Genomic DNA, 24,923 nt, shown 5'->3' with positions numbered 1-24,923 from the left:
CCGCGACCCGGCGAGCCACTCTCCCGCTGGGCGGGAGTGCGGGTCAGGGCTCGAGGGTGAGCGACGCGGGGATGGGGACGATGTCCTCGCGGAGGCGGATGATCTCGCGCGCGTGCTCGTGCAGCCGGACATCGGCGGGGGTTGAGGGATGCCACTGCGGCACGGGTCCCGCCACCCCGTCGTCGCCCGGCACGACGAAGACGCTCATGCACTGCGTCGTGAGGGTCAGGTCGTGCGGTGTTCGCGGATCGGCCGTCGAGACCGCGACGCTCAGGTGCATGCTGTGCGCGCTCGTGTAGATGATGCGCGCATCGACCTCGACGAGGTCGCCGATGCGCACGGGAGCGAAGAAGTGGATGCCGCCCGAGTACACCGCGACCGCGCCGCTCGCCGCGTCGCCGTCGCGCGCCCACGAGGCCGCGGCGGCGTACGCGGCTTCGTCGATCCACCGCATGACAGTGCCGCCGTGCGCCTTGCCGCCCCAGTTGACGACCCCCGGCGGCACGAGGAACCGCAGCGTCACGCGAGGCGTCTCGGTCGTCGGCGCGGCGTAGTCCTCGGCGAGCATCAGCCGCTTGATCTCGGTGCGGGAGTCCATGCGCTCGACGGCGGCGGCGGCGAGCTTGTGGTCGGAGCGCGAGACGGGCTCCCACGCGGGCACTTCGGCCGGCCGGCCGTCGGCGCCCTTCGCGACGAAGATCAGGATGCAGGTCGTCGCGGGTGTGTAGGCGCGCGTCTCGACCTCGGCCGAGGACACCGTCACGACGACGTGCATGCTCGTGCGCCCCGTGTAGACGAGCCGCGCCTGCACCTCGATGAGGCTCCCCGGCGGGATGGGACGGCGATGCTTGACGTTGCCGACATACGCCGTGACGCAGTAGGCACCCGACCAGCCGACGGCGCACGCGTACCCCGCCTTGTCGATCCACTCCATGACGCTGCCGGCGGCGACCGAGCGGCCGCCGGCCGCCGTGTCGGCTGGAGTGGTCATGAATCGCAGGGTGATGCGGTCGTCGCGCCCCACGGTGCGAGCGGAGAGGAGGTCGGTCACGGCGCCAGCCTAAAGGCGTGGCATCCCTCCGGACAGGCGGATGCCGGGGCGGTACCGCGCCGGATTGCCGCTCGCGAAGGATTCCGGATCCTTACTCGTCCGCTGCGCTCGCAGACCCTCGAAGGCTGAGACTCGACCCCTCGACAAGCTCGGGGACCAATTCCTGCCGATCGCCGAACCGGGCGCCGGACCCTCCCCGGTCGCTGAGCTTGTCGAAGCGTCGAAGCCCCAGCCCGCGAGGAACACCCTGGCGCACGACCCCTCGACAAGCTCGGGGACCAATCCCTGTCGATCACCGAACCCGGCGCCGGACCCTCCCCGGTCGCTGAGCTTGTCGAAGCGTCGAAGCCCCAGCCCGCGAGGAACACCCTGGCGCACGGCCCCTCGACAAGCTCGGGGACCAATCCCGGTCGATCACCGAACACGGCGCCGGACCCTCCCCGGTCGCTGAGCTTGTCGAAGCGTCGAAGCCCCAGCCCGCGAGGAACACCCTGGCGCACGGCCCCTCGACAAGCTCGGGGACCCATCCCGGTCGATCACCGCACCCGACGCCGGACCCTCCCCGGGCGCTGAGCGTGTCGAAGCGTCGAAGCCCCACCCCGCGAGGAACACTCTGGCGCACGGCCCCTCGACAAGCTCGGGGACCAATTCCTGCCTCTCGCCGCACCGGGCGCCGGACCCTCCCCGGTCGCTGAGCTTGTCGAAGCGTCGAAGCCCCAGCCCGCGAGGAACACCCTGGCGCACGACCCCTCGACAAGCTCGGGGACCGCGGCGGGCTTCACTCCTCGTCGGCGAGGACCTCGGACGCGATGCGGAAGGCCGTGTTGGCGGCGGGGACCCCGGAGTACACGGCCGACTGGAGGATGATCTCGCGGATCTCGCCGACCGTGAGGCCGTTGCGCACGGCCGCGCGCAGGTGCATCGCGAGCTCCTCGTGATGGCCGTGCGCGATGAGCGAGGTCAGCACCGCGATCGACCGGGAGCGACGATCGAGCCCGGGCCGCGACCACACGTCACCCCACGCGACGCGCGTGATGAAGTCCTGGAAGTCTGCCGTGAGGTCGGTCGTGTTCGCGATCGAGCGGTCGACGTGCTCGTCGCCGAGCACCTGCCGGCGCACCTTCATGCCCTGTTCCCAGCGCTCGGCGTCTGAGAGTCCTTCGTTCGTCGTCATGCGGCATCCTCCTCGGCGAAGAAATCGTTGAGCAGCGTCGCGACTCCCGCGGCGTCGTCGGCGGGCGGCAGATGCGAGGCGCCTGGCAGTCCGACCGCGCGCCCATCCTGCACGCCCTCGGCGATGAGGCGCAATGAGCTCTCGGGCGTGACCTCGTCGTGGTCGCCCCACAGGGCCAGCACGGGCACGGCGATCTCGCCGAGCCGGTCGCGCACGTCGTACGCAGCGAGTGCCTCGCAGCACTTCGCGTAGCTCTCGTCGTCGGTGTCCTGCAGCACGTGGAGCAGCCGGCCCGTGATGACGGGGTTGCGCTCGATCGACCCGGGCGCGAACCAGCGCTGCGCCGACCCGATGATGAGGGTCGAGGTGCTCATCGCGCGTACCTGCGCGGCGCGATCGATCCAGCCCTGCGGCTCGCCCAGCGTCGCACCCGACGCGATGATCGCGGCGGCCGAGACGAGTCCGGGATGCCGCAGCAGGAGCTCCAGGCCCACGGCTCCGCCGAGCGACACCCCCGCGTAGAGGACGTGCTCCTCGCCGAGCTCGGCGACGGCGCGCGCGACGGCATCCGCGATCTCGCCGATCGTGAACGGCTCCGTCACGGGAGCGGATGCCCCGTGCCCCGGCATGTCGACGACGGCGACGCGGTACTGCGCGGCGAGGGCGGGCAGCGCGTCCTCCCACAGCACGCTCGACGTGCCGAGCGACGCGCCGAGCACGAGCAGCGGCGCCCCTTCCGGGCCGACGGGTGCGGTGACGGCGATGGGCGGAACGGTCATGGAACCTCGTTCTGATCGTCGGCGAGGGCGCGATCGACGAGGTCGACGGCCAGTCCGGTGTAGTTCGCGGGGTCGAGGAGGGGGCCGACGTCGACGCGCGACGTGCCCGCCTCGATGAGGGCCTCGTCGACGAGCCCTTCGAGGTCCTCGCCCTCGCCCGCGGCGCCGACGATCTCGGCGACGCGCTCGGCGCCGATCACGGGCCCGAGCACGAGCGACAAGCGCTCCGCGACGATGAGTCCGCGCGTCGCGGCGAGGTTGCGCGCGACGGCGTCGAGGTCGACGCGCAGGCCCGCGACGAGCGTCACGGCGTGCGCCGTCGCGCCGAGCGCGAGGCGCAGGAGCTCGCGCAGGGTCGGCCATTCGGCGTGCCACGCGCCGTCGGGACGCTCATCGACGGCGAACGCGGCGGCCAGGTGCAGGGTCGCACCCAACTGCGGCGCGCGGAGGGCCGCGGAGCGGATGAGGACGGATGCCGCGGGATTCTGCTTCTGCGGCATCGCCGACGATCCCCCGCCCGAGCCCTCGGCGAGCTCGCCGATCTCGGTGCGCGAGAGCGTCGCGACATCGGCCGCGATCACTCCGGCCGCGTCGATCGCCTGCACGAGAGCGTCGCCGAGCTCGGTGACGGGCCAGCGCGTCGTGTGCCAGGGCGCCTCGGGCTCGGCCAGGCCGACCGCGTGCGCGAACGCTCCGGGAAGGGTCGCGGCCGCCTGGGCACCCGCGGCCTCGACGGACGCCGCGAGTGTGCCGCCTGCTCCGCCGAGCTGAGCGGGAAGGGCGCGGGTCGCGGCATCCACCCTCTCCTCGGCCCGGCGCACGGCGCGCAGCCAGGCGGTGGCGCGGAGCCCGACCGTCGTGGGCACGGCGTGCTGCGTCAGGGTGCGGGCCGCGGCGACGTCGTCGCGGTGCGCCGCGGCGAACGCCCGGAGCGCCTCGGCGGTCTCGCGCAGCGCCCCGGCGACGAGGTCGGACGCGTCGCGCGCGACGAGCATGAGGGCGGTGTCGACGATGTCCTGGCTCGTCGCACCCCGGTGGACCCACATGCGCACGTCGGCGGGCACGCGCTCCTTGAGGAGTCCGACGAGCGGGATCACGGGGTTGCCGCCTGCGACGGCGTCGGCGGCGAGCGCCGCCGCGTCGATCGGGGCCGACGCGTTCAGGGCCGCCTGCATCGCGTCGCCCGTGCCGGACGGTGCCGCCCCCACGGCTTCGTAGGCACGGGCGAGCGCGACTTCTGCGTGCACGAGCGCCGCGAGGATCGCGGCATCCGTGACGGCGTCGTCGTTGCCGACGGCGACGGGATTGACCAGACCGACGTCGAGAGGCGGCTCACTCATGGTCGGTCCCTTCTCACGAGGGTCAGCGCACTCAATACGCGAGGAAGACCGTCTCCTGCTCGCCCTGCAGCCGGATGTCGAAGTGCAGCGACCCGTCGGGCTCGCGCGTCGCGATGAGCGTAGCGCGCTCGCGCTCGTCGAGGGAGGCCAGCAGCGGATCCGCTGCGAGGCGCGCTTCGTCCTCCGGCAGGTAGATGCGCGTGTGCAGCTTGTTCGGCAGGCCGCGCGCGAACACGATGGCGGCGAAGAAGGGCGCCTCGCCGTCGACCGAGCCGGGGTTGCGGGTCCAGAACTCGTAGCGGCCCTCGTCGGTCGTGTAGGACCGTCCGAAGCCCGTGAAGGTGTGGTCGTCGCGACGGCGGGACCCGCGGCCGCGCGGGATCGTCCCGTCGGAGTCGGCGCCCCAGATCTCGATGCATGCGTCGGGGATGGGGCTGCCCGCCCCGTCGTACACCGTGCCCCCGAGCACGATCGCTCCCGGCGAGTGCGGGAAGGCGACCTCGTGCATCTTCGGGTAGTTGATGCCGAACGCGAAGAACGGGCCGATCGTCTGGCCGGGCGCGGGCTCGTGCGTCTTGGCGGGCCGGGCGGCGAGGGCTGCGGCGGTGTCGTGCGCGGTCATCAGTGCTCACCCTCCTCGGGCTCGCCCTTCGACAGGCTCAGGAACCGGCTTCGACTCGTTGCTGTTCGCATGTTCACTCTCCGTCCTGCTCGAACCAGGTGGCATCGGGGCCGTCGACGACGATGTCCCAGCGGTAGCCCATCGAGAACTCGGGCACCGTGAGGTCGTGGTCGTACGTCGCGATGAGGCGGTCGCGGTCCTTCTGGCTGCGGATCGTGTTGTAGATGGGGTCGAGCGCGAACAGCGGGTCGCCGGGGAAGTAGACCTGCGTGATGATCCGCTGCGTGAAGCCCGCGCCGAAGAGCGAGAAGTGGATGTGCGCCGGACGCCACGCGTTGATGTGGTTCTTCCACGGGTACGGGCCGGGCTTGATCGTCGTGAACTTGTACTCGCCGTTGTCGTTCGTGACGATGCGCCCGGCGCCCGTGAAGTTGGGGTCGAGCGGAGCGGGGTGCTGGTCGCGCTGGTGGATGTAGCGCCCGGCGGCGTTGGCCTGCCAGATCTCGACGAGCTGGTTGCGCAGGGGCCGGCCCCACGAGTCGAGGAGGCGGCCCTCGATCGTCATGCGCTCACCCTGCGGCTCGCCCGTGTGCTGCAGCGTCAGGTCGGACTCGATCTGCGCGACGTCGCGCTGCCCGAAGGCGGGCGACCACAGCTCGATGGTCTCGGGGTCGACGAGTCGCGGGTTCTTCGTCGGGTGGCGCAGGATGCTCGAGCGGTACGGCGCGAAGTCGTACAGCGTCGCGGGCACGCGCTCGCCGGCGGCGACGCGGGCTCCCGCCTCGGCGTGCAGATCGATGATCTCCTGCGTGATCTGGCTCTGCGACGGCATGTCGTGCGAGGCGAGCAGCGTCTCCGGCGCAGCCGCCGTCTGCTCGAGCACGACGGAGGACGAGAACGCCTCCTCGACCCGCGAGTCGGGATCGACAGCGGTCATGGGGTCTCCTTCGACGGTCCGCTGGATAGGTCTCGACCAGCGTGACATCCGGCTCCGCGAGCGCCGGAGAGGACTCCCATTCAGCGGGAGAGGAGGGCCGTGCGGATGTCTCGCGCAGCCTGCACGACGAGCGGGCCCAGCCGGCGCTCGTCGGCGCGGTCGAGACGCACGACGACTCCGACGGCGGCCTGCGGCAGGCCTTCGACCGCGCCGAGGGGAGCTGCGACCGAGACGTTGCCGAGCGTCATCTCCTCGTGCGTCGTGGCGTAGCCGCGGGTGCGCGCGCGCTCGAGCTCGGCGCGCAGCTCGGTCTCGCTCGTGATCGAGTGCGTCGTCTCGCGTTCGAGCGGATGCGCGAAGAACCGCTGCAGCCACAGCTCGTCGCGGGTCGCGAGGAGCGCCTTGCCGACTCCCGTCGTGTGGAGCGGATGCCGCCCGCCCATGCGGCTGAGCGTGGGGATCGACCCCGATCCGGTGATGCGTCCGACGAACAGCGCGATCGCCGTCTCGGGCGTCGGCGCCTCGAGCACCGCGAGGTGCACGTTCTCGCCCGTCGCCTCGTAGAGGCGCAGCATGTGCGGCAGGGCCGTCTCGCGCAGTTCGAGCGAGAGGGGCGAGAGCTCACCGAGCTCCCACAGCCGCACGCCGATCGTGTACCGGTGTCCAGGCGCCTTCGCGAGCATCCCGAACGTGGTCAGCTGCCCTAACAGCCGGTGCAGCGACGACGACGGCAATCCCGTCAGCTCGCCGATCCGCGCCGCCGTGAGCGCCGGCTCATCATCCGTGAAGCATTGCAGCACGCGCATCGCGCGCGTCAGCAGGCCCTCGCCGTCGTCGGCCACCGCGTCCTCCCGCGTCGAGGCTACTCCCGCCCGCGGGCACAGTGGGGTCGCCGGGCGCCGGCTTCGACTGCGGGCGCGATGGGGCGTGGCATCCTGGGGCGCATGGCCAACTCGCCGTCAGGCGACTCGATGACGCAGCGTCTCGTGCGCGTGCTCGAGACGTTCACGGCCGAGCGCACCGTGCAGACGGCCTCCGAGATCGGGCGCCGTGCAGGCCTCCCGTCGTCGACGGCGCACCGGGTCGTCGACGAGCTCGTGCGCGAGGGACTGCTCGAGCGCGACGACGAGCACCGGGTGCGCCTGGGGCTGCGGCTGTGGGAGCTCGCGCTGCGCGGGTCGCGCGCCCTGCGCCTGCGGCAGGCCGCGCTGCCCTCGATGGAGCGCATCCAGGCGCGCGTGCGCGAGCACACGCAGCTCGCGGTGCTCGAGCAGGACTCGGCGCTCTTCCTCGAGCGCCTTTCGCACCCCGAGGCGGGCGCGAACATCACGGCCATCGCAGGCAGATTGCCGTTGCACGCATCGTCGTCGGGGCTCGTGCTGCTCGCCTACGCCGATCCGGAACTGCAGGACCGCGTGCTGATGGGACCGCTGCCCGCGCTCGGGCCGGAGACGGCGACGGATGCCTCAACCCTGCGCCGCACGCTCGCCGAGGTGCGCCGGCAGGGCTTCGTCGTCGCGCGCGGCACGGTCGCGGCCGTGTCGACGGGGGTCGCCGTGCCGGTGCGCGACGAGAACGGCGCGGTCATCGCCGCACTGTCGGTCGCGCTTCCACGGGACGCGGCGCCCGAGGTCGCGATCACGGAGCTGCTCCGCGCGGCGCGCGAGATCAGAGCGGCACTCTCCGCGCGTTGACCCCTGCGGGCGATCCCTCTCTCAAACCCCATTGAACTTCGGGCTCACGCAGCCCCAGGCCGGAGAGGTGCTTGCCCTCAAACGACCTGTGTGAGCCTCAAGTTCAATGGGGTTTTCGAAGAATGAGAGAGCTCAGCCGACAGGACAGAACTTGCCTTCCCGTTGATCGGGAAGGCAAGGCGGACAACGGCACGCGCGCCCGCACACTGGAGCGCAGCATCCTGAATCGTCCGTCGAAGGAGACGTCATGACCGCCACCGTCCGCACCCGCGTCGCGATCGTCGGCGCAGGACCCGCGGGACTCCTGCTCTCGCACCTGCTCGCAGGCTCCGGCATCGAGTCGATCGTCATCGACCAGCGCAGCCGCGAGGAGATCGAGACGACGATCCGCGCCGGCATCCTCGAGCAGGGCACGGTCGAGGTGCTCGCATCGTCGGGCGCGTCGGACCGCGTGCTCACGGCAGCCCACCGCCACGAGGGCATCGAGCTGCGCTTCGCGGGGGACGGGCACCGCATCGACTTCGCGGCCCTCGTCGACCGCGCCGTCTACCTCTACCCGCAGCACGAAGCGCTCAAAGACCTCATCACGGCGCGCCTCGCGGCGGGCCAGGACCTGCGCTTCGGCGTCACGGCGCAGCGCGTGGAGGGCGCCGAGACCGACCGCCCCGCCGTCATCGCAACAGACGCCGACGGGCAGGCCCTCACGATCGAGGCCGAGTTCGTCGTCGGCGCCGACGGATCGCGCAGCGTCGCCCGCGCGGCGGTCTCGGGATCGCGCAACGGCTACTTCCGCGAGTACCCGTTCGCATGGTTCGGCATCCTGTGCGAGGCGCCGCCCAGCGCCGAGGAGCTCATCTACTCGAACTCCCCCGACGGTTTCGCCCTCATCAGCCAGCGGAGCGACACCGTGCAGCGCATGTACTTCCAGTGCGACCCCGAGGTCGACCCGGACTCGTTCAGCCAGGAGCAGCTCTGGGACGAGCTGCAGAAGCGCGTGCCCGGCACGACCCTCAAAGAGGGCCCGATCTTCCAGCGCGACGTGCTGCGGTTCCGCAGCTTCGTCGCGCACGAGCTGCTGAAGGGACGCGTCGCGCTCATTGGCGACGCCGCGCACACCGTCCCGCCGACGGGCGCGAAGGGCATGAACCTCGCCGTCGCCGACGTGCTCGTGCTCGAGAAGGCACTGCGCGCGCTTCTCCTGGAAGACGACCACCGCCTGCTCGAGGCCTTCCCCGAGACGGCGCTGCACCGCATCTGGAAGGCCCAGCACTTCTCCTGGTGGATGACGAGCATGCTGCACGTGGCACCGGAGGCGTCGGACTTCGACCGCCTGCGCCAGCTCGGCGAGCTGCGCTCGGTCGTCGAGTCGGAGGCGGGCCGCCGCTTCCTCGCCGAGGCGTACACGGGCTGGCCGCTGGAAGGCCTGCAGTAGAACCCAGACGGCCGGGTTCTACCTCCGTCAGGTTGGGGTCATCTGTACCTTCGTCGAGCGGATGACCTCACGCCCGTTATGGCTTACCCCGAGGTTTCCCCAAACGTCGAAGCCTCACCTTGAGTCTGCCCCAGCGAGTCGTCGGCGCCGGGGTAGCCGGCATCACAGGAGCCGTAGCGCTTGACGCAGCGACTTCGACAAGCGGCCGAAAGCCGATCAGTTCGTCCAAGAGTCCGCCGATTCCGACTGCAAGAAACGACGCGAAGAGGCCCGCGAGTACGCCGGCGAAGAAGACAGTCGAGTTGCGCTCCGACTCGGCGATGGTGTCCGAATATCGGGCGATGATCGCGTCGTTTATGCCGGACAGCGAATCGGGGCTCCCGGCCCAGCCAGCAGTCGACTTGGCAAACGAATCCTTGGTCTGGTCGCGAGAACTCGGCGCCGGATATCCCTCTTGATAGTAGAGACTGTCTCCACGCTGAACGTTGATCCGAGAATTGATGTCGAGATCAATGGCGTCTGTGTCGATTGCCGGCGCTGATGCGGCGACTCCCACGATAGGTGTCTCGAGATCCCAGAACGCGCTCTGCGCCCGATTCCAGATCTCCTCGGTCGACATCACGCAATTCATCCATAGCGACTGAGTGGTCTGAGATCCGGTTGGCGGATCGAAGTCCTTCGAGAACTGCACTCGAGTGAATGCGAGCCCACTTGCACGTTCGGCCAGTTCCAGGTTGTTGGTGGTGGCTTCCTCTGGCGAAGCCCGCCTGAGGAGGCTGAAGGTGATGGTCTTCTGCAGTTCGGTGAAGTCGTTGAAGGAGACCTCCGAGGACTGGCCGACATCGCACGTCCTATGGGCCCGCGCGAGCCGGCCTTGCAGAAGCACCGCGCCGGAGAATTGCCAAGGCTCCGTTTGCGCAGGGAACTGGATCACAACGGTGAGCTTGGAAGTCTTCTCCTGGTCCGCTCCGTCTCGGGGCGCCATCGCATCCAGTGTGACCCAGACGTCTGGCGGGGAGGCAACCGGAGTGTCGACAGACACGGCCAGGAACTCGTGGGATGTCTGGAGCGGCGGACGTGGTTGATTCGACGACTGGTACATCGGCCAAACAATGACCGCCAGACCGAGAATTCCAAGTACTGCGAACACAATGAATCGAATTGACGCACTAAACCAGCGACGCATTCAGTTGCCCCTTCTGTCGCGCCGTATTGGATTTGCATATCCCCAAACGAACATCTAGCAGTGCGAGCACCACTATGACAAATCGCCTCGCCTCCCCTCGGCCTGCTCGGAGGGGTGTAGCATCCCTTGCCTATGGGCGTAGGCAAACGCAGCGAAGCGATCGTCGGACTCGTCGTCGCGACGTGCCTCGTCGCGGCCAACATGCGGCCGACGATCACGGCCGTCGGTCCCCTGCTCGCCCAGATCGGCGACGACACGGGGCTGCCGCCGACGATGCTCGGCCTGCTGGGCGCCGTGCCGCTCATCACGTGGGCCCTCGTCTCGCCCCTCGCACGCGACGTGAGCCGCCGCTTCGGGATGTCGCGGGCCGTGACGTGGTCGCTCGTCGTCCTGTCCGTCGGCACCGTCGTGCGATCGCTGCCGGGCCCGACGGCGAGTCTGTGGCTCGGCACGGCGATCATCGGCTGCGCCCTCGCGATCGTCAACGTGCTCATGCCCGCGGCGATCAAGCGCGACTTCCCGGAGCGCGTGCCGGCCATGATGGCCGCCTACACGGCGCTCCTCGGCGGGCTCGGAGCCGTCGCGTCGGGCATCGCGGTGCCTGTGTCGCACCTCGAGCTGCCGACCGGCGAGGCCGGCTGGCGCTTCGCGCTGTTCCTCATCGGGTTCGCCCTGCTCCCGTTCGCGATCGGGGCGTGGGCGTGGGCGACGCGCGGCGCGGGACGCGAAGCGGCGAACGGGGCCGCGCACGGCCGCACCGGCATCTGGCGCGACCCCGTCGCGTGGACCGTCGCGGCGTACATGGGCTTCCAGGCATCCACCTTCTACATGCTCCTGACGTGGCTGGCCTCGATCTCGACGTCGACGGGCCGCAGCGCCGTCGTCGCGGGCGTCGACGTCATGATCTTCCAGATCTTCTCGGTCGCAGGTTCCCTCGTCATCCCGTTCCTCCTGCGCGGACGTCTCGAGCGGTGGGTGCCCGCCCTCATCCCGCCGCTCGGCATCGTGGGCGTCGTGGGCCTCATGGCCGCCCCCGACGCGATCCTCGCGTGGGTCGTGCTGATCGGCCTGTCGTCGGGCGCATCGCTCGGCATGACGCTGACGCTCATGGCGCAGCGCGCCCGCGACCACGACGCGTCGGCGGCCCTCTCGGGCATGTCCCAATCGGTCGGCTACGTACTCGCGGCGCTGGGCCCCGTACTGTTCGGCTGGGTGCACGCGACGGTCGGCGGCTGGGTCGTGCCGCTCGCCCTCGTGCTCCTCGTCATGGTCGGGCAGACCGTCACCGGCGTCTTCGCAGGGCGCGAGACGTACGTGCTGGAACGCCGCTGACGCTCTCCGAGCCGTCTGGGAATCGCAGATTCCGGATGCCTCGAACCGGCGATTCCTGGACCGGGGACGCGTTCCTCGGCGGCGACGGGGACTAGAGCGGGTACTGGCCGGGCTCGCGCCGGAGCGTGATCCAGCGCGTCTCGGTGAAGGCGTCGATGTTCGCCTGCGCGCCGCCGTGACGCGACCCCGTGCCCGACGCGCCCACGCCGCCGAACGGGGCGTTCGCCTCGTCGTTGACGGTCTGGTCGTTGATGTGCACGATCCCCGACGGGATGCGCTGCGCCATCGCGAGCGCCGCCATGACGTCGCGGCTCACGATGCCCAGCGCCAGTCCGTACTCGGTCCTGGCGGCGAGCTCGACGGCTTCGTCGTCGGTCGAGTACGGCACGACGGATGCCACGGGCCCGAAGACCTCGTCGTGGTAGGCCGCGGCATCCTGCGGCGTGTTCGCGAGCACCGTCGGGCGGTAGAAGAGGCTCTCGTAGTCGCCGCCGGCACGGAGGTCGGCGCCCTGCGCGACGGCGTCCTGCACGAGGGTGTGCACGCGGTCGCGCTGCACCTCGTCGATGAGCGGACCCAGGTGCACCTGGCCTGCGGCGGGGTCGCCGACGACCATGGAGTCGGCCTTCGCGCTGAGCCTCGCGACGTACTCCTCGAAGATCGACTCGTGCACGATGTGCCGGCCGACCGTCATGCAGATCTGACCCTGGTGCAGGTACGAGCCCCACGTCGCGAGGTTGACGGCCTGGTCGACGTCGGCGTCCTCGCGGATGATGAACGCGGAGTTGCCGCCGAGCTCGAGGTGGACGCGCTTGAGGTGCTTGCCGGCGAGCTCGCCGACGATCCGGCCGGCGCGGGTCGACCCCGTGAAGGCGATGACGTCGACGTTCGGGTCGGTCACCATGGCCTCGCCGACGTCGGCCCCGCCCGGCACGAGCTGCAGGAGGCCGGCGGGCAGGCCCGCCTCCTCGAAGATGCGCACCATCGAGACGCCGCCCGTGACGATCGTGCGGGGGTCGGGCTTGAGCAGCACGGCGTTGCCGAGCGCGAGCGCGGGGGCGACGGCGCGGATGCCGAGGATGAGCGGCACGTTGAACGGCGAGATGACGCCCACGACCCCGACAGGCACCTGCTGAGCGAGCGACAGGCGCGGCTCCTCGCTCGCCAGGATCGAGCCGAGCGGCGCGGACGGCAGCGACGCGGCCTCGTAGCACTCGGCCGCCGTGACGTGCAGGGCGAAGCCCGCGAGCGGCGGAATGGCGCCGACCTCGCGCACATTCCAGCTCATGATCTCGTCGGCGTGCTCCTCCCAGAGCTGCGCCGCCCGGCGGAGCACGGCGGCGCGGGCCGGGTGCGGCGTCGCGGCCCACTCCTTCTGCGCCTTCGCGGCGCCGGCCGCGGCGCGCGCGACGTCGGCGGGCGAGGCGATGCCCACCGTCGCGATGGTCTCGCCGGTCGCGGGGGCGACGGAGGCGATCTCGCCGCCTCCCGCGGCGACCCACTCCCCGTCGATGAAGATCCGGCCGCTGAACGCGGTCTCGTCGATGAGCGGTGTCGTCGCTTGGATCGTGGTGGACATCGTCGTTCCTTCCGTCGGGTGCGGGGCTGAGTCGTCTCGGGTGCGGGTGCCGGCTCCGCCGGGTGCGGGTGTCAGCCGGCGCTGCGGGAGAGTCGGTGGGCGCGCCGGCCGGGTGCGCTCTCGGCCCAGCCTCTGCGGACCACGCGGACCGCATCCGAGGCCTGCTCGAATCCATCATCGAACGGAGCGCGCCAGATCGCGAGCATGTCTCCCGCGCCCTCGCCGACGAGCGGCCGGGAGAACGCCTCGACGCCCCAGCGGCCCTCGTAGCCGTCGTCGAGTGTCTGGCGCACGACGCCCGAGATGTCGACGGCGCCCGTGGAGAGCAGGCCGCGACCTGACTGGCCGAGCTCGAGGTAGCCGAGCTTCGGGAGCGCGGCGCGGATGGCGGCCGCCATGTCGGCCTCCTCGATCGCCATGTGGAACGTGTCGAGGTGGATGCGCAGGTTGTCGGAGCCGCTCGCCTCGACGAACTCGAGCGCCTGCGCCGCCGTGTTGATCGCCGACGTCTCGTAGCGGTTCAGCACCTCGAACGTCATCATGACGCCATGGTCGGACGCGTAGTCGGCGACGACCCCGACCTCGCGGGCGGCGCGCTCCAGCGCACCTGCGGGCGTGGGCCGTCCGGGCGGCCCGAACAGCCCGTACGGCACGCCGTTGAGCTGATCGGCACCGAGGGCGACGGCGAAGTCCACTGCGGCACGGAGTGCCGCGGCACCCGCCCGGCGCTCGGCGTGGTCATCCGACGAGACGTCGGCGCCGGGGCGCTGCCCCGTCATCGCGATGGGGTTCATGCCCGCCTCCGCGAAGGTGCGGTGCAGGGCCGCGGCATCCGTCCCCGCGGGATCGAGGGGTGGGAGCACCGCACGGCGGTAGCCCGCCGTGGCGAGCTCTTCCAGGAGCGGGCCGAGCGCGGCCGGCGTCGGATCGGCCACGGCGATGCTGACGTGGAAGGCGAGGTCCAGATCGAGGTTCACGCGCTCGGCCCCCTGCTCAGAAGACCGGCAGGTCGAGGCGCTGCTTGAACACCGAGTAGCCGTCGTCGACGCTCACGACGGTGCCGTTGATGACGTTGGCCTCGTCGGAGGCGAGGAACGCCACGACGTTGGCGATCTCCTCGGGCTCGGTGAGCTTGTTGCGCAGCTGCTCCGAGGCGAAGACGGCCTTCAGCTCCTCGCTGAACTGGTTGATGATCGGCGTGCCCACCCGTCCGGGCGTGATGGCGACGGCGCGCACGCCGTACTCGGCGAGCTCGTACGCGGCCGAGCGCGTGAAGGAGATGACGGCGGCTTTCGCGGCGCTGTACGTGAACGACAGCTCGGCCGCCTGCTCGCCGTAGATCGAGGACGTCGAGATGATGACGCCGCCCGTGCCCTGCGCGCGGAACTGGCGGCCCGCGGCGAGGATGCCGTAGTAGACGCCGTCCTGGTCGACGCGGATGATCGGCTCGTAGTCGGCGACCGGGTCGTGCTCCAGGAGCGGCTTGCCCCCGGCGATGCCGGCGTTGTTGAAGATGACGTCGAGCTTGCCGAAGACCTCGACGGCGCGCGCGACGGCGGCCTCGACCTCGGCGAACACCGACACGTTGACGCGCACCGCCGCGACGGAGCCCTCGAAGCCCTCCGCGGCGATCGCGGCGGCCGCGGCCTCCGCCTGGTCGAGGTTGATGTCGGCGATGACGACCTTGGCCCCTTCGCGGACGAACTTCCGCGAGGTGGCGAGACCGATTCCGCTTGCGCCGCCCGTGATGAGGGCGACTTTGCCGTCGAGGCGCATGGGTTTCCTTCTTTCGTGGGGAGGGGTGGGCGCGGGGGCGGCCCGATGGCCGGGCCGCCCCCGCGAGTGGATGTCGGTCAGCCGAGCTTGTCCGACGGGGTGATGGTCGCCGCGTTGTCCTTGTTGACGAGAGTCACGTCGACGGCGACGAACTTGTCCTTCGGCAGCGTCCCGTCGGCCTGGTACGCCTGCACGTCCTTGACGAGCAGGTCGAGGATGCTGGGCCACGGCTGCTCGATCGTCGCGAGGAAGTTGCCGTCCTTCTGGATCGCCGCGAGCGTCTCGCTGAGGGCGTCGACACCCGTGACCTTGGCGTCGGAGCCGGCCTCGCCCAGTGCCTGCGCGGCACCCAGGCCCGCGTCGTCCCAGCCTGCCCACACGGCGTCGAGGCCATTGGGGTTCGCGGAAAGGTAGTCGGCGACGAGGTTGAGCGCCTCGGTGCGTCCGGTCGCGGGGTTGGTCACCTGCTGCGGCTCGCCCCCGACGACCGTTGCGCCGGCCTTCTCGAAGGCATCGACCGCGAGGTTCGAGCGCAGGCGGATGCCGGCGTGCGGGTCGTGGCCGATCACCATGACGGTCTTGCCGTCGAGGCCGCCGATCGAGTCGCCGATCGCGCCGACCGTCTTGTCGACGATCTGCTGCTGGTCGGTGGTGATGTTCGTGACGAAGGCGGGATTCTCCTCGGTCACGGCATCCATCGCGAAGATCGGGATCTCGGCGTCCTTGGCCGCCGTGACGATCGAGCCGATCGAAGCGGCGTCGGTGAAGCCGTCGAGGATGACGTCGGCGCCCTGGCCGATCGCGCTCTCCACGGCGGGGTTCATCTTCTGGAAGTCGAAGTCGCCCTGGATCATCGTGAGATCCCAGCCCTCCTCCTTCGCCTTCTCGGTGACGGCCTTGACCCACCAGGCGCCGACCGGCGTCTGGTTGCCCGACGTGAACGCGATGACCTTGAAGGGTGCGTCGCCGCCGCCCGCGCCGGCCGAGTCGCCGCCAGACGAGCAGCCGGTGAGGGCCAGTGCCGCTGCGACACCGAGGGCCGCGATCGCCTTGAAACGTGTACGCACGAGTTACTCCTTTGTGTGGTTGACGTACCTGGATGGACACGCGGGCCGGGCGCCCGCGCGACGTGTGCCCGCGGGCCGGGTGCCCGCGGACGAGGAGAGCGGCTAGCGCTCGCGATGGCGCAGCGACGACAGCGTCACGGCGGCGATGATGATGATTCCCGTGACGACCTGCTGGATGTAGGCGTTGACGCCGAGGATGTTCAGGCCGTTGCTCATGACGCCGATGATCGCCACGCCGATCATCGTGCCGCCGAGGTTGGCGGCGCCGGAGCGGATGACGGTCATGCCGAGGAAGACCGCCGCGACCGAGAACATCATGTTGTCGCCGCCCTGCTCGGCGCTCGCGCTGCCGAGCCGGGCCGCCAGCAGGATGCCGCCGATCGCCGACACGAAGCCGGCCAGCGTGAAGGCGAGCAGCCGCGCGAAGCGCACGTTGACGCCGGAGAGGCGGGCGACCTCGACGTTGCCGCCGATCGCGTGCCAGCGGCGGCCGACCGTCGTGAACCGCAGCATCGCCCAGATGACGAGCGAGATCACGATCGCGAAGTACACGGGCAGCGGGATGTTGAGGAAGCGTCCCTGTCCCAGCTGCGTGAACGAGTCGGGCATGCCGAACAGCGTCGTGCCCGCGGTCACGAGGTACGCGAGGCCCACGACCGAGGTCATCGTCGCGAGCGTCGCGACGAACGCCGAGAGGTTGAGGTACGCGATCAGCACGCCGTTGATGAGGCCGACGAGGAGGCCGACGCCGAGACCCGCGAGGATCGCGACCGGCACCGACGTCGGGTCGTCGGCGATCATGAGCGCCGCCGCGACCGAGCCCGCGAGCGACGAGGTCGCGCCCACCGACAGGTCGAAGTCGCCCACGACCATGACGATGGTCTGCGCACCGGCGATGATCGCGAGGATCGACACTTGGTAGAGGATGTTCCGCACGTTCACGAACGAGAGGAATGTGTCGGGCCGCATCGCGAAGAAGAACGCGACGAGGAGGATCAGCGCGACGACCGTGCCGCCCGACAGGAGCAGGCGCCCCGCCGTCCGGGACTGCTGGGCGACGATCGTCGCCGTCGACGTCGTCGTGGTGGATTCTTTCTGGCTGGTCATGACCGTTCCGACCTTCCGTAGGCGTAGGAGAGAAGAAGCTCGTCGTCGGCGCCTTCGGCGGGGACGACACCCGAGACCGCACCCTCGTGCATGATGAGGATCCGGTCGCTCATCCCGATCAGCTCGGGCAGCTCGGAGCTGACGGCGATGACGGCAGTGCCGCCCGCCGCCAGTTCGCGGATGAGGCGGTAGATCTCGGCTTTCGTGCCGACATCGATGCCGCGCGTGGGCTCGTCCATGAGGAGCACCTTGGGCCGGCGTGCGAGCATCTTCGCGAGCACGACCTTCTGCTGGTTTCCGCCGGACAGCTCGCCCACAGGCTGGCGGGTGCTGCGCGCCTTGATCTGGAGGTCGGCCATGCCGCGCTTGGCGATCTTGGCGATCTGTCCGCCCGACACGAGACCGCCGCGGCTCACCGAGGCGATGTTCGCGAGGGCGATGTTGTCCTGGATCGAGGCACCGAGCATGACGCCCTGGCTGCGCCTCTCCTCGGGCACGAGCGCGATGCCCGCGTCGAGCACGCGGCCCACGGCGGGCCGGGCCGGCAGCGTCTCGCCGCCGATCGTGATGACACCGCCGCGGTGGCGCTGGGCTCCCGCGAGAATACGCAGCAGCTCGCTGCGGCCCGACCCGGCGAGGCCGCCGATGCCGAGCACTTCGCCCGCGTAGGCGGTGAAGGAAACGTCTTTGACGCGACGCCCGTCGAGGTTCGCGACGTCGAGGACGACGTCGGTCGTCGCCGTGCCGCGATCGGGGTAGAGCGACTCGGGGGCACGGCCGACCATCGTCGAGATGACCTCGTCGATGTTCGTGTCGGCGACGTCCTTCGTGATGATCGTCTGGCCGTTGCGCATGATCGTGAGGCGGTCGCAGAGCTCGAAGACCTCCTCGAGCCGGTGCGAGACGTAGACGATCGCGACGCCTTCGTCGCGCAGCGACCGCAGCACCTCGAACATGTCGCGGATCTCGGTGTCGGTGAGGGATGCCGTCGGCTCGTCGAGGATGAGCACGCGGGCGTCGGCGGCGAGGGCCCGGGCGAGCGAGACCATCGTCTGCTGCACGGGCGACAGGTCCATGCCGAGCTTGCGCGTCGGGATCTTCTGGTGGAGTCGCTCGAGCTGCGCCTTCGCGGTCTTCACGAGCGCCCGCCCGTCGACGACGCCCGCCCGCGTGGGCATGTGCTCGCCGAGCAGGATGTTCTCGGCGACGCTGATCGTCGGCACGACCGAGAGCTCCTGGTAGAGCGCGACCACGCCCGCGCGACGCGCATCGCGCACGCTCGAGAACTGGTGGTCCTCGCCGCCTCGCCGGATGCGGCCCGAGTCGGGGGCGTAGAGGCCCGTCACGACCTTGATGAGCGTCGACTTGCCGGCGCCGTTCTCGCCGAGGAGCGCATGGATCTCGCCGGGCCGCACGTCGAAGGTCACGCCGCGCAGGGCGTGCACGCCGTCGAAGCTCTTCACGATGTCGATCGCCTCGAGCGCGGCGGGCCGCTCGTCGAGGGCCGTCTGCACGATGGTCATGCCGCTTCCTCCTCGAGGTCGTTGCAGCGGATGACGACCTTGGGATGCTGCCCCGAGACGTGGGCCGCGAAGGCTTCGACGGCGTCTTCGAGCGGGAAGATCGCCCGGGTGAGCTCGTCGACGTCGAGGTGCGGCAGGATCTGCAGGGCGCGCGGGAACGCGTACGGCGAGACGAAGACGCCCGTGAGCGTGAGCTCCTTGAGGTAGAGGTAGCCCGAGAGGTTGAGCGGCAGCGCGAAGTGCTCGGGGTACATCGCGCCGTAGACGATGGTCGCCCCCTTGGCGGCGAGGTCGAGGAGGCCCGCGACGGCGTGGACGGAGCCGGAGGCATCCACCACGACGTCGTAGCCGCGACCGCCGGTGATCTCGGCCGCGCGCGCGTTCTGGTCCTCGTTCAGGGGGTCGATGACGTGCTGGGCGCCGTGACGGAGCGCCATCTCGCGGCGCTCCGCGATCGGCTCCACCATGGTCAGCGAGGTCGCGCCGTGTATCTTGAGCACCTGCAGCACGAGCTGCCCGATGGGTCCGCCGCCGCACACGAGCACGCGGTCGCCGACCTTGATGTTCGTCTTGTCGGCGATGCGCACGGCCACCGAGGTGGGCTCCAGGAGGCATCCCTTCAGGAGCGACACGTCGTCGGGCAGCTTGTAGACCTGCGATTCGTGCCACGTGACGGTCTCGGCCATGCCGGGACGGTTGTAGTCCTGGATGTGCTCGCAGAACTGCTGGCGGCCCTCCTGGCAGGGACGGCATGTGCCGCAGAAGCGCAGGAAGTTTCCCGCGACGCGGTCGCCGACCTGCAGCCCGTTGCGGTGCGCGCGCTCGCCGAGCGCCTCGACGACGCCCGACAGCTCGTGCCCCAGGCCGATCGGCACATCGGTGCCGAAGAACCCCTCGGCCAGGTGCGGGTCCGACCCGCAGATGGCCGAGTACGCGACGCGGATGCGCACGTCCTCCGCTCCGAGCTCCTGCTCGGGGAAGTCGACGACGCCGATACGGCCGCGGGTGTCGTCGTCGGGGTCGCGGAGACTCCCGATCTTGGTGACGGCTACGGTCCTCATGCCCGGGCTCCTCAGCGCACCGCGGCGATCGCGCGGCGCACCGCGGCGACCGTCGCCGACAGGCCGTAGCCGTGCTTGTCACGCAGCTGCTCGTCCTCGCCGAAGCCGGCGTACACCTGCGGGATGCCGAGCCGCTCGAACGACGTGAGGTGGATGCCGCGGTCGGCGACGACGTCGGCGATGCGCGTCGCGAGGCCGCCGTAGGAGAGGTGGTCCTCGAGCACGACGAATCGTCCGCCGGTCTCGGCCGCGCACTGCGCGATGAGCTCGTCGTCGATCGGCTTGAGCGTGAACATGTCGACGACGCGGACCGAGTGGCCGTCCTGTGCGAGGTCGTCGGCGGCCTGGATCGCCTGCGCGACCGTCGTGCCGTGCGTGAAGATCGTGGCATCCGTCCCCTGGCGGGCGACGATCCCCTTGCCGATGCGGATGTCGTGCTCGCCGGGCTCGTAGAGCACCATGTCCTTCTTGCCGACCGCCAGGCGGATGTAGATGGGGCCCTGCATCGTCATCGACTGGCGGATGATCTCGCCGACCATGAGCGGGTCGCCGATCGACGTCACCGTCATGTTGGTGAGGGCGCACATGAGGGCGAGGTCCTCGACCGCATAGTGCGTCGAGCCGCCGTTGCCGACGAGGCCGCCGTGCGTGCCGATGATCTTGACGGGGAGGTTCGGGTAGCAGACGTCGGTGCGCACCTGCTCGAGCGCGCGCATCGAGAGGAAGGGCAGCATCCCGGACACGACCGGGATGTTCCCGTCGTACGCGAGGCCCGCCGAGATGCCGACGCACGCCTGCTCGGCCAGGCCCACGTCGAGGAAGCGCTCCGGGAACTTGTCGCGGAACTCGACGAGCGTCGCCCCGATGTCGGGGGTCAGCACCCACAGGTTGGGGTACTCGTCGCCGAGCTCGGCGAGGGTGGACCCGATCACCGATCGGGCCGACAGCATCTCACCGAAGGTGAAGGTCACGGGCATCAGACGGTCTCCTTCTCACGGGTGGCCTCACGCGAGGCGTTGAGCGCCGCGAGGGCGCGTTCGAGGTCGGCTGCGCCGAGCGATCCGGCGTGCCAGGCGAGGTTGCGCTCCATGAAGTCGACGCCCTTGCCCTTCACCGTCTCGGCGATGATGACGGTCGGGGTCTCGCTGTCAGGCTCGGGGAGTGCGTCGAGCGCCGCGACGAGCTCGCCCATGTCGTGGCCGTCGATGTGCACCACGTTCCAGCCGAAGGCGCGCCACTTGTCGGGGTAGGGCTCGAAGGCGACGCGCTCCTCGGCGAAGCTCGTCATGAGCTGACGGTTGCGGTCGACGAAGGCGACGAGGTTGCCGAGCTTGTTACTGCGGGCGGCCATGACGGCCTCCCACACCGAGCCTTCACCCGTCTCGCCGTCGCCGAGCAGCGTGAAGACGCGGTGCTCATCGCCGCGGTGGCGGGCGCTCAGCGCCATGCCGACGGCCAGCGGAAGACCGTGGCCGAGAGAGCCGGTGGATGCCTCGACACCGGGCAGCTGCACCTTGCACGGGTGCATGCCGTAGGCGCTGTCGAGCTGACCGTAGGTGTCGACGATGCCCTGGTAGGAGAAGAAGCCGCGCATCGCCATCGCGATGTACATGCAGACGGCGGCGTGGCCCTTCGACAGCACGAACCGGTCGCGCTCGGGATTGCCGATGTCGGTCGGGTCGACGTTCAGGCCGTAGTGGAACAGGGCCGTGAAGATGTCGGCGGCCGACAGGTCGCCGCCGATGTGCACGGCCCCCTCGTACGTTCCGCACAGCTCCAGCAGCTTCTGCCGCAGCTCGAAGGACAGCTCCTCGAGCTCCTCCACGCTGTGCCGCTCCTCGGTCGCGGCGATCCACTTCCGACCCATCGCATCCTCCTCGTCGAGCGAGTGACGCGGACGGCTTGCGCGAATCCACATCGACTCTCGGGTTGCTGTCGCCGGCTTCGGTGTGGGCGACGAGGGCGAAGCTAGCACGAACTCATTTACAAGTAAACATGAATGCACCTAAACTTGTTGACGTGTGATGCAACGACTGCATCGCGCGCTCGGAACACAGAGAGGTGGAAGAGGATGTCGGACATCACGACGGCGGTAGGGGTCCGCACGGGCTTGTTCATCGGGGGCGAGGAGCGGTTCACGCAGGACGTGCTGCGGGTCGCCGACCCGGGCAAGAAGGGCGTCATCGTGGGTGAGGCGGCCGCCGCCACGCCCGGGGATGTGGCGGACGCGGTCGCCGCGGCGAAGGCGGCCTACCCTGGGTGGTCGGCGCTGAGCCCGCGGGAGCGTGCCGCGAAGATGGCCGACGCGATCGCGGGGATCGACGAGGACCGGGACACGGACGCGGCGATCCTGTCGCAGGAGAACGGCAAGGTCCGGTTCGAGGCGTGGGTGGACGCGCTGGTGTTCGAGCTGCGCTGGAACCTCGCCCTGATGCTGGCCGACGAGGTGGACACCGGCAAGACCCTGCCCGTCGTGCCCGGCGCGATCCCCATGACCACCGAGGTGACCCATCAGTCGCTGGGCGTGGTGTCGATCATCGTGCCGTTCAACTGGCCCATCGCGATCCTCGCCGCCTCGCTCCCGCACGCCCTGCTGGCCGGGAACACCGTCATCGTCAAGGCGCCCCCGTCGGCCCCGCTGGCCACGGCGCGGCTCACCCAGCGGGTCGCCGAGAAGCTCCCCGCCGGCGTGCTGAACGTCGTGACGGGCCGCGACGAGGACATGGCCGGGCTGATCCAGAACACCGACATCGCGAAGGTCTGCTTCACCGGCAGCGTGGGCGGCGGGAAGCGGATCATGCAGATGGCCTCCACCTCGCTGACCCGGGTCACGCTCGAACTGGGCGGCAACGACGCGGCGGTGTTCCTTCAGGACGCGGTCATCGACGACGCGCACCTGGACCGCCTGTTCGGCGCGATCTACGACACCACCGGGCAGATCTGCATGAACGCCAAACGCGTCTACGCACACCGCTCCCGCCTCGACGAGATCGTCGCCGGCCTGTCGGCGCGCCTGCAGAACACCGTGCTCGGCTACGGGCTGGACGAGGGCACCACGATGGGCCCGCTGCACTCCCCCGTCCAGAAGGCGTTCGTGGCCGACATCATCCAGGAAGCCAAGGACGCCGGCGCCGACGTCCGCGAATTCGGCACCCTCCCCGGCGGCGACCTCGAAGGCGGCAACTTCATCCGCCCCGCGATCGTCATCGACCCCGACCCGAGCCTGCGGATCGTCACGCAGGAACAGTTCGGCCCCGTCATCCCGATCATCCCGTTCGACACCGAACAGGAAGCCGTCGCCGCCGCCAACGACACCTGGGCGGGCCTCGGCGGCTCGGTCTGGACCGCCGACCCCGAAGCCGCCCAGCGCGTCGGCTCCCAGCTCGTGTGCGGCTACGTCTGGATCAACGACCACGGCGCCAACCGCTGCGACCTGCGCGCCCCGTTCGGCGGCATGAAGCAATCCGGCATCGGCCGCGAACAAGGCATCGAAGGCATCCGCGCCTTCCAAGACACCCGCTCCATCGCCACCATCGACCCCGACGCCCTCGCCGCCATGGCGCACTGAACCCGGTTGTGGGATCCGGCCCCGCCACGGGGCCGGATCCCGCGACGTCTGACACACTCGATCCCAGCCAGCGGGATCGCGACGACGCAGTCCGAAAGGAGCAGGCATGGCGACCTACGATCCGTCACGAGACGATCAGCCCGCCGATGAGATCATCACGGAGCCCCTGCGCGACATCATCGACCCTGAGAACTTCACTCCGCGTCTGCTCGCCCTGCTCTCCAACGCCCTCGTGTGGCGCGAGTCGCACGAGCTTCGCCGCCGCTACGGCCTCGGCACGAACGACTGGCGCGTCATCTCGGCGCTGGCCTTCCGCCCGGGACTCGCCGCGACCGATGTCTCGGAGTTCATCGGCGTCAACAAGGCCGTCGTCTCCAAGAGCGTGAGCGCTCTCGCCGGCCGCGGGCTGATCGTGCTCCTGGACGGTCCGCGCGGATCGCGCCCGATGTACCTCACCCGCGCGGGCGCCGAGATGCACGACCTCATGCTGCCCATCTCGATGCGCGGACAGGAGATCGTGCTCGCGCACTTCAGCCCCATCGAGATCGAGCGGCTCAACGACCTGCTGCGCCGCATGCTCGACGAGACGCGCGAGCTGCAGACGCTCGAGAGCGAGGCGGGCGTGGCAGCCGCTTCCGAGGACTGAGTCGCCCGTTTCGCCGAACCCGAGTCATCTCGGCGAGACGCAGCGCCGCGCCCTCGGTCTCGACGAGAATCCCCTGCCTCGGCGGACCCCTCGAAATGGAGCGCTCGCTCACAGCTCCAGCACGAGGCGATCGCCCCGGCAGCGCGAGACGCAGATCATCATGACCTCGCTCTCCTCGCGCTCGCGCGCGTTGAGCACGGCGTCGCGGTGATCGGGCTGCCCTTCCAGTACGAACGTCTCGCACGTGCCGCACGTGCCGCCGCGGCACGACGAGGGAGCGGGGATGCCGGCGGCCACGACCTTGTCGAGGATCGACTCGCCGGGGTTCACCGTGATCGTCCTGCCCGTCACCGACAGCTCGACCTCGAACGGATGGTCGTCCTCGCTCGTGACGACGGCGTCGTTGACGAACCGCTCGACCACGAGCTCGACCCCCGCCGACTCGGCCTCCGCCTCGAGCGCGTCGAGGAGGCGCGACGGGCCGCACGCATAGATCACGGCGTCGCCGGCGCCCGCGACGATCCGCGGCACCGCCATCCGCTGCCCCTGCGATCCGACGTACACCCGCACGCGGTCGCCGTACTGCTCGAGATGCCCGCCGAACGCCATGCCCTCGGGCTCCCGCCCTGCGTAGTGCAGCTCCCAGTCGCTGCCGGCGGCGTCGGCCGCGGCGATCATCGGCAGCAGCGGCGTGATGCCGATCCCGCCCGCGACGAACACCATGCGCGGGCGCACAGCGTAGCGGAACAGCGAACGGGGCTCCGATACCCGTACGAGCTGCCCCTGCCGCACCCGGTCGTGGATGTGGATGCTGCCGTCCCCGTCCTCCTCGCGCAGCACGGCGATGCGGTACGCGGCCTCGTCGCCGGGGTCGCCGCACAGCGAGTACTGCCGCACGAGCGCGGCGTCGCCGGGTCGGTCGATGTGCACGTCGATGTGCGCGCCCGGCTCCCACCGCGGCAGCGGCAGTCCCTGGGGGTCGGTCAGCACGAGTCCCGCGATGCCCTGGGCCTCGTCGATGCGCGCGGCGACCTGGAGCGTCAGCATCC

The 24,923-nt window shown here is 70.3% G+C and carries 23 protein-coding genes; 5 read left to right on the top strand and 18 right to left on the bottom strand.

Going from position 1 to position 24,923, the window contains the following annotated elements:
• Nucleotides 1–43 precede the first annotated feature (43 nt).
• The 7 genes from ACH3VR_RS12385 to ACH3VR_RS12355 form a co-directional block, all read right to left on the bottom strand.
• A complete protein-coding gene (locus ACH3VR_RS12385; RefSeq protein ID WP_397556617.1) occupies nt 44–1,051 on the bottom strand; it encodes an acyl-CoA thioesterase in 1,008 nt (335 codons plus the stop codon).
• Nucleotides 1,052–1,829: 778 nt separating this feature from the next.
• Nucleotides 1,830–2,225: a 4-carboxymuconolactone decarboxylase gene (gene pcaC / locus ACH3VR_RS12380; protein WP_397556616.1), complete on the bottom strand. Its 396-nt coding sequence runs from the start codon at nt 2,223–2,225 to the stop codon at nt 1,830–1,832.
• On the bottom strand, nt 2,222–3,004 hold the full coding sequence (locus ACH3VR_RS12375) for an alpha/beta fold hydrolase (protein ID WP_397556615.1): 783 nt from the start codon (nt 3,002–3,004) through the stop codon (nt 2,222–2,224). Before ACH3VR_RS12375 ends, pcaC begins: the two co-directional genes overlap by 4 nt.
• Nucleotides 3,001–4,344 carry a lyase family protein gene (locus tag ACH3VR_RS12370; protein WP_397556614.1) on the bottom strand — a complete coding sequence of 448 codons (1,344 nt, stop codon included), beginning with the start codon at nt 4,342–4,344 and terminating at the stop codon, nt 3,001–3,003. The genes ACH3VR_RS12375 and ACH3VR_RS12370 overlap by 4 nt, the downstream gene beginning before the upstream one ends.
• Nucleotides 4,345–4,375: 31 nt before the next feature.
• Nucleotides 4,376–4,966: a protocatechuate 3,4-dioxygenase subunit alpha gene (gene pcaG, locus ACH3VR_RS12365; RefSeq protein ID WP_397556613.1), complete on the bottom strand. Its 591-nt coding sequence runs from the start codon at nt 4,964–4,966 to the stop codon at nt 4,376–4,378.
• Nucleotides 4,967–5,039: 73 nt separating this feature from the next.
• A complete protein-coding gene (gene pcaH, locus ACH3VR_RS12360; protein ID WP_397556612.1) occupies nt 5,040–5,903 on the bottom strand; it encodes a protocatechuate 3,4-dioxygenase subunit beta in 864 nt (287 codons plus the stop codon).
• An 80-nt stretch (nt 5,904–5,983) separates the two neighbouring features.
• Complete coding sequence (locus tag ACH3VR_RS12355) at nt 5,984–6,745, bottom strand: IclR family transcriptional regulator (protein WP_397556611.1); 762 nt, start codon at nt 6,743–6,745, stop codon at nt 5,984–5,986.
• A 102-nt stretch (nt 6,746–6,847) separates the two neighbouring features.
• Between ACH3VR_RS12355 and ACH3VR_RS12350 the strand changes: the two genes are divergently transcribed.
• Together ACH3VR_RS12350 and ACH3VR_RS12345 are read left to right on the top strand one after the other, a co-directional pair.
• Nucleotides 6,848–7,597: an IclR family transcriptional regulator gene (locus ACH3VR_RS12350; RefSeq protein ID WP_397556610.1), complete on the top strand. Its 750-nt coding sequence runs from the start codon at nt 6,848–6,850 to the stop codon at nt 7,595–7,597.
• A 247-nt stretch (nt 7,598–7,844) separates the two neighbouring features.
• A complete protein-coding gene (locus tag ACH3VR_RS12345; protein WP_397556609.1) occupies nt 7,845–9,029 on the top strand; it encodes a 4-hydroxybenzoate 3-monooxygenase in 1,185 nt (394 codons plus the stop codon).
• Between the two features lie 76 nt (nt 9,030–9,105).
• Here ACH3VR_RS12345 and ACH3VR_RS12340 read toward each other — a convergent pair whose 3' ends face one another.
• Nucleotides 9,106–10,014: a hypothetical protein gene (locus tag ACH3VR_RS12340; RefSeq protein ID WP_397556608.1), complete on the bottom strand. Its 909-nt coding sequence runs from the start codon at nt 10,012–10,014 to the stop codon at nt 9,106–9,108.
• A gap of 333 nt (nt 10,015–10,347) precedes the next feature.
• Between ACH3VR_RS12340 and ACH3VR_RS12335 the strand changes: the two genes are divergently transcribed.
• Nucleotides 10,348–11,547 (top strand): MFS transporter, encoded by a 1,200-nt coding sequence (locus ACH3VR_RS12335; RefSeq protein WP_397556607.1) that lies wholly within the window; start codon nt 10,348–10,350, stop codon nt 11,545–11,547.
• A gap of 91 nt (nt 11,548–11,638) precedes the next feature.
• On the opposite strand, the gene ACH3VR_RS12330 is transcribed toward ACH3VR_RS12335, so the two are convergent.
• The 9 genes from ACH3VR_RS12330 to ACH3VR_RS12290 form a co-directional block, all read right to left on the bottom strand.
• A complete protein-coding gene (locus tag ACH3VR_RS12330; RefSeq protein ID WP_397556606.1) occupies nt 11,639–13,126 on the bottom strand; it encodes an aldehyde dehydrogenase family protein in 1,488 nt (495 codons plus the stop codon).
• A gap of 71 nt (nt 13,127–13,197) precedes the next feature.
• A complete protein-coding gene (locus tag ACH3VR_RS12325; protein WP_397556605.1) occupies nt 13,198–14,103 on the bottom strand; it encodes a sugar phosphate isomerase/epimerase family protein in 906 nt (301 codons plus the stop codon).
• Between the two features lie 16 nt (nt 14,104–14,119).
• Entirely contained in the window at nt 14,120–14,902 is a 783-nt protein-coding gene (locus tag ACH3VR_RS12320) for an SDR family NAD(P)-dependent oxidoreductase (protein ID WP_397556604.1), read from the bottom strand.
• 77 nt (nt 14,903–14,979) lie between these two features.
• On the bottom strand, nt 14,980–15,969 hold the full coding sequence (locus ACH3VR_RS12315) for a sugar ABC transporter substrate-binding protein (RefSeq protein WP_397556603.1): 990 nt from the start codon (nt 15,967–15,969) through the stop codon (nt 14,980–14,982).
• A gap of 102 nt (nt 15,970–16,071) precedes the next feature.
• Complete coding sequence (locus tag ACH3VR_RS12310) at nt 16,072–17,076, bottom strand: ABC transporter permease (RefSeq protein ID WP_397556602.1); 1,005 nt, start codon at nt 17,074–17,076, stop codon at nt 16,072–16,074.
• A complete protein-coding gene (locus ACH3VR_RS12305; RefSeq protein WP_397556601.1) occupies nt 17,073–18,599 on the bottom strand; it encodes a sugar ABC transporter ATP-binding protein in 1,527 nt (508 codons plus the stop codon). Before ACH3VR_RS12305 ends, ACH3VR_RS12310 begins: the two co-directional genes overlap by 4 nt.
• Entirely contained in the window at nt 18,596–19,660 is a 1,065-nt protein-coding gene (locus tag ACH3VR_RS12300; RefSeq protein ID WP_397556600.1) for a zinc-dependent alcohol dehydrogenase, read from the bottom strand. Before ACH3VR_RS12300 ends, ACH3VR_RS12305 begins: the two co-directional genes overlap by 4 nt.
• A gap of 11 nt (nt 19,661–19,671) precedes the next feature.
• Nucleotides 19,672–20,637: a transketolase family protein gene (locus ACH3VR_RS12295; protein WP_397556599.1), complete on the bottom strand. Its 966-nt coding sequence runs from the start codon at nt 20,635–20,637 to the stop codon at nt 19,672–19,674.
• Complete coding sequence (locus ACH3VR_RS12290) at nt 20,637–21,527, bottom strand: transketolase (protein ID WP_397556598.1); 891 nt, start codon at nt 21,525–21,527, stop codon at nt 20,637–20,639. The genes ACH3VR_RS12295 and ACH3VR_RS12290 overlap by 1 nt, the downstream gene beginning before the upstream one ends.
• Nucleotides 21,528–21,731: 204 nt before the next feature.
• Between ACH3VR_RS12290 and ACH3VR_RS12285 the strand changes: the two genes are divergently transcribed.
• A complete protein-coding gene (locus ACH3VR_RS12285; protein ID WP_397556597.1) occupies nt 21,732–23,228 on the top strand; it encodes an aldehyde dehydrogenase family protein in 1,497 nt (498 codons plus the stop codon).
• Between the two features lie 106 nt (nt 23,229–23,334).
• Entirely contained in the window at nt 23,335–23,874 is a 540-nt protein-coding gene (locus ACH3VR_RS12280; protein WP_397556596.1) for a MarR family winged helix-turn-helix transcriptional regulator, read from the top strand.
• A gap of 108 nt (nt 23,875–23,982) precedes the next feature.
• Here ACH3VR_RS12280 and ACH3VR_RS12275 read toward each other — a convergent pair whose 3' ends face one another.
• Nucleotides 23,983–24,921 (bottom strand): PDR/VanB family oxidoreductase, encoded by a 939-nt coding sequence (locus tag ACH3VR_RS12275; RefSeq protein WP_397556595.1) that lies wholly within the window; start codon nt 24,919–24,921, stop codon nt 23,983–23,985.
• Nucleotides 24,922–24,923 lie beyond the last annotated feature (2 nt).

Source organism: Microbacterium alkaliflavum (genome assembly GCF_044325405.1).
Taxonomy (GTDB): Bacteria; Actinomycetota; Actinomycetes; order Actinomycetales; family Microbacteriaceae; genus Microbacterium; species Microbacterium alkaliflavum.
This window is presented reverse-complemented; position numbering and strand designations above follow the sequence as displayed.